Here is a 6,715-nt window from a genome sequence, read left to right on the forward strand (position 1 = left end):
TGGGTTTCGCGTTCGCTGAAACCCGAAACCTTCATGCATCGGCGCGCCGCCGCATCCGCCCGCGACCGCACGCAGATCGGGGCGGTGGCAGGGTATTCCCTGGCAAAACCGGCGTTATGTCATAAAATCTGCCTCTGTTACCGCGACATGCAATTTTGCAACACGGTGCCGCATTCGCCGTCGTTGCCCTCCGTGCGGGCAAAATCGGCTTGACCCCATGCTCGCCCGGCGCACAATGTCATATAATTACAAAAGACACTGTTCCGGGGGAGTTCAAGCGTGGCGGTCATTTGCCACCAGACCTGCAAGACGAGGCAATTACGCGCATGGGATTGCGCCATGACATCCGCGTGTGCGGTCGTGCTAGCGCGCGGTGCCGGTCTCGCGGCTACGGCCAAGCCTGACCGGCGGATCATCGAGAAACTGTTGCAGGGCGAGCGCGATCCCGCCCATCGGAGCCGCTTCGTCGCCCAGGACCGAAACCACCACCTCGACATCGGCCATGATCGCCGCAAGGGCGTTGGCGCGCAGCGACAGCATCGCCTGATCCAGCAGGATCGGCGCGAGGGCGGCAAGACTACCGCCCAGCACGATCCGGCGGGGACTGATGATGTTGATCAGATTGGCGAGGCCCAGACCGAGGTAACCACCGGCCTCGTCCACCACCGCGCGCACCACGGCATCGCCGGCGCGGTAGGCGGCCAGAATGGCGATATCGTCATGCACGGGTTGCCCTCGGGCCGCGAGTTCCGCCCGGATCGCGCGCTCGGAGGCATAGGCCTCGAAACAGCCTCGCCCGCCGCAGCCGCACGGGCGCCCACCCGGCACGATTTTCATATGCCCGATCTCGCCGGCCAGACCATGCGGACCGCGATACACCTCGCCCATCATGTACAATCCGCCGCCGATTCCGGATCGACCCATCACATAGACGAAGTCGGTGATGTCGCGACTGGCGCCAAACAGATGCTCGGCGATGGCGGCGGCCTTTACATCGTTTTCAAGCCGGATCGGGCATTTCAGCAGCGGCACCAGCATGGCCGCCACATCGAGATCGCGCCAGCCCAGATTGGGGGCGAACACCACCTGGCCATCGAGCGACACCAGGCCGGGCACCGCGATGCCGACGCCGAGCAGGGCGCCACGCCTGGCTTTAACGCCCCGCAGCGCGGCGGCGATGCCAACCCCCACCGCCCGGCACGCCGCCGCCGGATCGGCGCTGCCCGGTACGCTCAGATCGGCGCAGGTCGCGCCATCGATCGTTGCAAGAGTGATTCGAATGACATCGGGTTCGATGCCGATCCCGGCCAGAAACCCGGCCCGCGCGTCGATGCTGAGGGCGACGGTCGGCCGGCCGGCGCGACCGGTCGGCGCGTCGGTCGCACGGCGCACGATGCCGGCGGTTTCCAGATTGCCGATGATGATCGAGATCGTCGCGGGATCGATCCCGGATTCACGCGACAGTACCTGCTGCGATATGCCGGGGTTCTGGCGGATGATGTGAAACAGCCGTCCTGTGTTGATCCGGCGGATCAGCGCGGAATTGACCCTGGTGCGGGTCATCGGGCGTACGGGATGACGGGGATGATCATTGCCGACCTCATCATATCGAGCCCACGTTCCGCGGGACGGTTGAATTTTGCATTGACACCGATAACGCTCCTCACTAAGGATTTCTTAAAGAGTAAAAATAATTCACGCAAGCGACGCCTCGGCCGCCGCGACGTGAGTTTTTTGGAGGGGCGGAAACCATGGAGGATGCGGGTGCATCAGTTGAATCGCGAAATCAGGTCGGGCCGCGTTTGCGGGATCGGCGGTTCGCGCGCGCCACGCCCCGTCCTTACTGCCTCACCACCCACCGTTTCCTGCCCGGCGCCGATGGCGCGGTACCGGGGTGTCGTTTCGTCGCCACAACAGGGTTCGCCAAAAATCAACGTCATGGAACATGGAGGTCCGTTTTGAACACCAACCAACCAGTCAAGCTACGCAACCGGCTCGCGGGGTCACTGGCCGCCGCGGCCTTGTTCGGCACGGTTCTCGTCGTGAGCAGTCCTGCCCGCGCGCAACAGGCGGCTCCCGAAGTCAACCTCGCGCCCTCGCCTATCCAGCAACTCGGTCAGACCCTGTATAACGATGGGATCTACGTGAACTCCCGCTACCTTGGGGAATTCGCGGGTTCGGTCAGTGGTGGCCAACGCCAGGGCACCGACTACGCCGGTGAACTGAATTTCGGCGCCACCTTCGACATGGAAAAACTCGCCGGTATTCAGGGCGGCTCGTTCCACGTCCTGTTCACCCAGCGCCACGGCAACAACCTTGCCGCCCAGACCATCAACAACAGCGTTTCGGTGCAACAGATCTATGGTGGCGGCCAGACCGCGCAGCTCACCATTTTCACCTATGAACAGAAGCTGTTCGACAACATGGTCGATATCGAAGCCGGCCGTACCGACATGCCGGACAGTTTCGATGTGTCGTCCTTCTATTGCGACTTCCAGTCCAACGCCATCTGCGGCAATCCGCCCGACATGGGCAAGATTACGACGACCAATTTCTACGCTGTCGCGGTTTGGGGCGGTCGCTTGCTGATCACGCCGACGCCGAATGTCTATTTCAAGGTCGGCGCCTATCAGTCCACCAACAATGAAAACCCCGATGCTCACCACGGCTTCTACTGGGGCACCGCGGGTTCGAATGGCTATCTGCTGCCGGTCGAACTCGGCTACAAGTGGAAAACCCCCGGCGCCATCGCCAACAACCGATACGACGTCGGCGCCATTTTCGACCGTGCCAGCTACACGGCGCCCTATTATGGCCCCGGCACCTTTAACAACGAGTCGGCGGTGTATGTTCAGGGCCAGCAGATGGTCTATCAGGATGCGCCGAACTCGCCTGACGGCGTCTATGTCTTTGGCGAGGCCATGCTCGGCACCGCGGGCGGCAAGCAGGTCTCCAACCTGCAGGCTGAAGCCGGCATGATCTGGCAGGGTCCCTTCGCCAGCCGGCCGAACGACAACATCGGCGTCGCCGTCAGCGGTATCCATTACAACAACCGCTATCTCAACTCGCTCTACCAGACCCGTCTCGCCGAGGGCGGTTCCGGCTACCCCGACCACAACCTGATCATGACGGAAATTCACTATGCCTGGCAGGCCAATAAATGGCTGAATATCATGCCGAATTTCCAGTACATCATCAATCCGGACGGTCAGGGCTTCTCGACCTATTCGACGCATAACCTGTCGAATGTCGCTGTGTTCGGCATTCAGCTCTATGTCGATCTGCCGACCCTGTTCGGCATGCCGACCAAATCCTGATCGGTTCCAATCGAACCATCCTGCAAACCCCGGCGCGAACCGCCGGGGTTTTTTCTGTGCCGCCCGCCTCACCAACCCGATCGATCGCCATGACAGCGTAATCAGCTCTCGCGTGGAACCAAGCGGTCTGATAAGCCGGTGCGATGCACGGACGTGACGCCATCGGCGGCCTGATCGACGCGAAAGGCCATATTCGGGCACCCTGGCGACCTGTGGTCGATGCCATGCAGGCGATCGGTGCCGAGGAATTCGCCGCGCGGGCCGCCGCACTCGACCGTCGCGCCCGGTTCGAGGCGCCGAGTGATAGCGTGCAGTCGCGCCATCTCGACCCGATCCCGGTGCCGTTGATGGATTACGAATTCAGCGCGCTGGCCGGCGCCATCATCGAGCGGGTCGGATGTCTCGCCGCATTGCTCGACGATCTGTACGGCCCACAGGCGAGTATCATCGATCATTTGCTGCCGGGCGACCCGGTCTACTCCAACCCGCATTTCCTGCGTCATCTGGCGCGCCAACCCGGTATCGCGCAGCCGCGTCTTGGTATTTATGCCGTCGATCTGATCCGCCATTCGGACGGCGGATTTCAGGTGCTGCGCGACCATACCGATCGCGCGCCCGGCCTCGGCCTCGCCATGGCGATCCGCCGCTTCGTCGCCGAGGTGATGCCGGAGTTATTCGGCGCGGTCACGCTCGCGAGCCAGCGGCCGCTCATCGAGACCTGGCAAGACATGCTCCACCACCACGCCGCCGGCGGGCCGATCGGGCTGATCACCGGTCCTTGCAGCGACATGGCGGACACCCGCCTGCTCGCCCGGCAGATCGGCGGCATGGTGCTCCGGCCGGACGATCTTTCCTGCACCGGCGGCGCGCTACGCCTGCGCACCCTCGGTGGCTCGACCGCTGTGCGTCTCCTGCTCCGCCAGGGCGCCAGCCACGCAATCGATCCGTTGGAACAGGGCGGCGCCCCCTCACACGGCGTCGCCGGCCTGTTCCGCGCATTGCGCACCAACGCCGTCACCGTCCTCAATGCGCCGGGCAGCGCCATCCTTGAGGCGCCTGAGCTGAAAACCTGCTTTAATGACGTATTCCGCCACCATACCGGCCGGTCGCTGCAATTGAGCGAAAGCCTCGGCCCGAACACGGCCGGGTTCGACGCTGACCAGGCGCCGATCGCAATCCGTCAGTCACCTGATCAGAGCACGGCACGCTTCGATTTCGCCGCTCTCACCCTGCGCCTGTTCGCCCTGCGCGTGGGTGATGTGTGGCACGTCCTGCCGGGCGGGCTGGGTCGGGCGGTGCGCGCCGATGGCACGACCTTGATCAAGGACATCTGGGTGATCGACTCGGGTGAGTCTGACCATGTCTCGCCCGGTCCGGCCCAGCGCACCGCCCCCTGCATTACCAATAGGGTCGCGATCGATCTGCCGAGCCGGCTGGCTGATGACCTGCTCTGGCTCGGTCGCATGGTCGAGCGGCTGGATGCCGCGGCGCGACTTCTGACGATCGCCCTGCCCCGCTTCGCCGATGCCAGCAGCCTGCCCCATGAAGCCGCCCAACGTGACAGTCTGGCGGCGTGTCTGGTCAGCGCCAAGCTGCTGCCCGGCGAAACCGCCGGACCTTTTCTGTCGGCGCGGCGGCTGAACCAGGCCCTCGCCCGGCATCGCCCGCTTACCACGCTGCGCGCGGATGTCCGCCGTCTGCTCGATCAATGTGGCGAACGGTTCAGCGTTTCGATGCGCGCGATCGTCGAATCGGCGCTCGATCAGGTTCCCGCCGATCAGGATGCCGACCCCCGAACGCTGGCGGCCTGCATGCAGTTTGCCGCCACGTTCAACGGCGTGATCGCCGAGGACGCCTCACGCAGCGGCGGTTTCGTCTTCGTTGAAATTGGCCGTCGCCTCGAGCGCGCCGAAGCGCTCGCCGAGACCTTGACGATTCTGCTCGGCGGCGCGCTCGACCGTCTCGACCCGGGCCTGTCGCTCGCGATCGAGTTGGCGGATGCCCAGTTAAGTTATGAATTCACCCATGCCGGGCCGGTGCTGCCGGCACCGGCGATCGCGCTTCTGATCGGTGCCGCCGATTATCCGCGCAGCCTCGCCTTCCAAACCGAGGCGCTGGTTGTTGCGTTGCAGCGGATCGGCGCACCGGAGGACGCTACCGCCGCGGCAGCCATTTCAGCGCAGCTAACCGCCCTCGCCGGGTGGATCGCCGCCGGCGAACCGGCCGACATCGCCGCCCTGCTGACTTCCACGTCGGACGGCTTGCGGCGCCTATCGTCGGACCTTGCGACGCGATATTTTGCCCCGGTTCCCCCGGCCCGCCATGTCGAGGAACCCCAGCAGACCCGCCCCTGACCCGACCGCAGCCACTAGAGCATTATGCTTTCAGAGTAACGCTCTAGCTCTATGTTTTTTCGAGCGATTTCATGCGATTATATTGCCGCTGCCGCGTCAACTTATCGCATATCGCTCTGAGGCCTGGGTGTCAGCCGGAACGGCAACGCCGACGAGACAGCACCAGCCCGCCCAGCGCCAGTGCGAGAATCCCGAATGTCGATGGCTCGGGAACCGGCTGCGGCGTTGGATGCGGCGTCGGCACCGTGGGAGGCGCGAGCGGTGACAGAACGACCGGCGGTGTCCCGCTGGTTGGCGGCAGATAATTCACTCCCCCGCCGGGACCGCCGATCGTGCCGCCCGGTGCCGTATCGAGCGGAATCGCGGCCAGCGCCGTATTGCCCGCCGCCTTCATGACCTGACCATAGGTCTGCGGTGTCATCGGCACGACCGGTGCGATCCAGACCTGATGGCAGCCACAGGGCAGTTGGGGCTGGAGCGGCGGCGCGGACGCCAACATGAGCCCCAATGCCGCGCCGGTTCCGATCGTGGTTACCGCCGCGGGAATTCCAACCGCTACCGGATGGCTGACCACCACACCACGACAAGCTTGCGCGCAACGAATAACCCACATGTTATGTATTCTTAATGAAAATGATGCCGACCGCAAGGGTTTTCGGTTAGTTCCCGCAAAGAATCAATAAACCTAAGGGTGAAAAGTCTCATTTTGCTATCATTATTTTATATAAGATTAACAACTTTAAATTGTAGTATTCGGTGAAAAATTATCATAAATTTGCGCAATTCACGCGTTTACCGTCTGTTTATATCGGAAATCGCACAACCGATTCGACGCCGGTGCCAAACATCGCCAACGATATTACTAACTGAGGGGGTAAAGCCGCGTTATTGTAACGCAAAAGGAAGACGCGTGGGCTGGTGTCCCGCGCGGGATACGCCTTCGCGTTCGGCGGACGCGGGAGCGTCACGCCGCCACGACCGCTTCCTAGTGCGTCATACTTTCTGCTTAACGCTCTAGCTCTATATTTTTTCGAGCGATTTCAT

5 protein-coding genes are annotated in these 6,715 nt (G+C 63.0%); 3 read left to right on the forward strand and 2 right to left on the reverse strand.

The genetic code is table 11. The annotated features are described in order from the left end of the window. The coding region (locus tag ACP5E6_RS15205) for a hypothetical protein (protein WP_427955395.1) at positions 1-213 on the forward strand (213 nt) is incomplete at its 5' end. A gap of 150 nt (positions 214-363) precedes the next feature. On the opposite strand, the gene ACP5E6_RS15210 is transcribed toward ACP5E6_RS15205, so the two are convergent. Next, positions 364-1,563 carry an ROK family transcriptional regulator gene (locus ACP5E6_RS15210; RefSeq protein WP_427955397.1) on the reverse strand — a complete coding sequence of 400 codons (1,200 nt, stop codon included), beginning with the start codon at positions 1,561-1,563 and terminating at the stop codon, positions 364-366. Between the two features lie 395 nt (positions 1,564-1,958). Here ACP5E6_RS15210 and ACP5E6_RS15215 point away from each other — a divergent pair, with 395 nt between their 5' ends. Further along, positions 1,959-3,317, forward strand: a complete 1,359-nt coding sequence (locus tag ACP5E6_RS15215; protein ID WP_427955400.1) for a carbohydrate porin — start codon at positions 1,959-1,961, stop codon at positions 3,315-3,317. Positions 3,318-3,460: 143 nt separating this feature from the next. After that, complete coding sequence (locus tag ACP5E6_RS15220; protein WP_427955402.1) at positions 3,461-5,671, forward strand: circularly permuted type 2 ATP-grasp protein; 2,211 nt, start codon at positions 3,461-3,463, stop codon at positions 5,669-5,671. Positions 5,672-5,801: 130 nt separating this feature from the next. Here the strand turns inward: ACP5E6_RS15220 and ACP5E6_RS15225 are convergent, their stop codons facing one another. Next, positions 5,802-6,284: a PEP-CTERM sorting domain-containing protein gene (locus ACP5E6_RS15225; protein WP_427955405.1), complete on the reverse strand. Its 483-nt coding sequence runs from the start codon at positions 6,282-6,284 to the stop codon at positions 5,802-5,804. Positions 6,285-6,715 lie beyond the last annotated feature (431 nt).

The sequence above is a fragment of the Acidiphilium sp. genome (genome assembly GCF_049977125.1).
In the GTDB taxonomy this organism is placed as follows: Bacteria; Pseudomonadota; Alphaproteobacteria; order Acetobacterales; family Acetobacteraceae; genus Acidiphilium.

Bases quoted from the DNA above. Each gene is read 5' to 3' on its own strand.
- ACP5E6_RS15210 (WP_427955397.1), bottom strand. From the start codon at position 1,563: ATGACCCGCACCAGGGTCAATTCCGCGCTGATCCGCCGGATCAACACA.
- ACP5E6_RS15220 (WP_427955402.1), top strand. From the start codon at position 3,461: ATGCACGGACGTGACGCCATCGGCGGCCTGATCGACGCGAAAGGCCAT.
- ACP5E6_RS15225 (WP_427955405.1), bottom strand. From the start codon at position 6,284: ATGTGGGTTATTCGTTGCGCGCAAGCTTGTCGTGGTGTGGTGGTCAGC.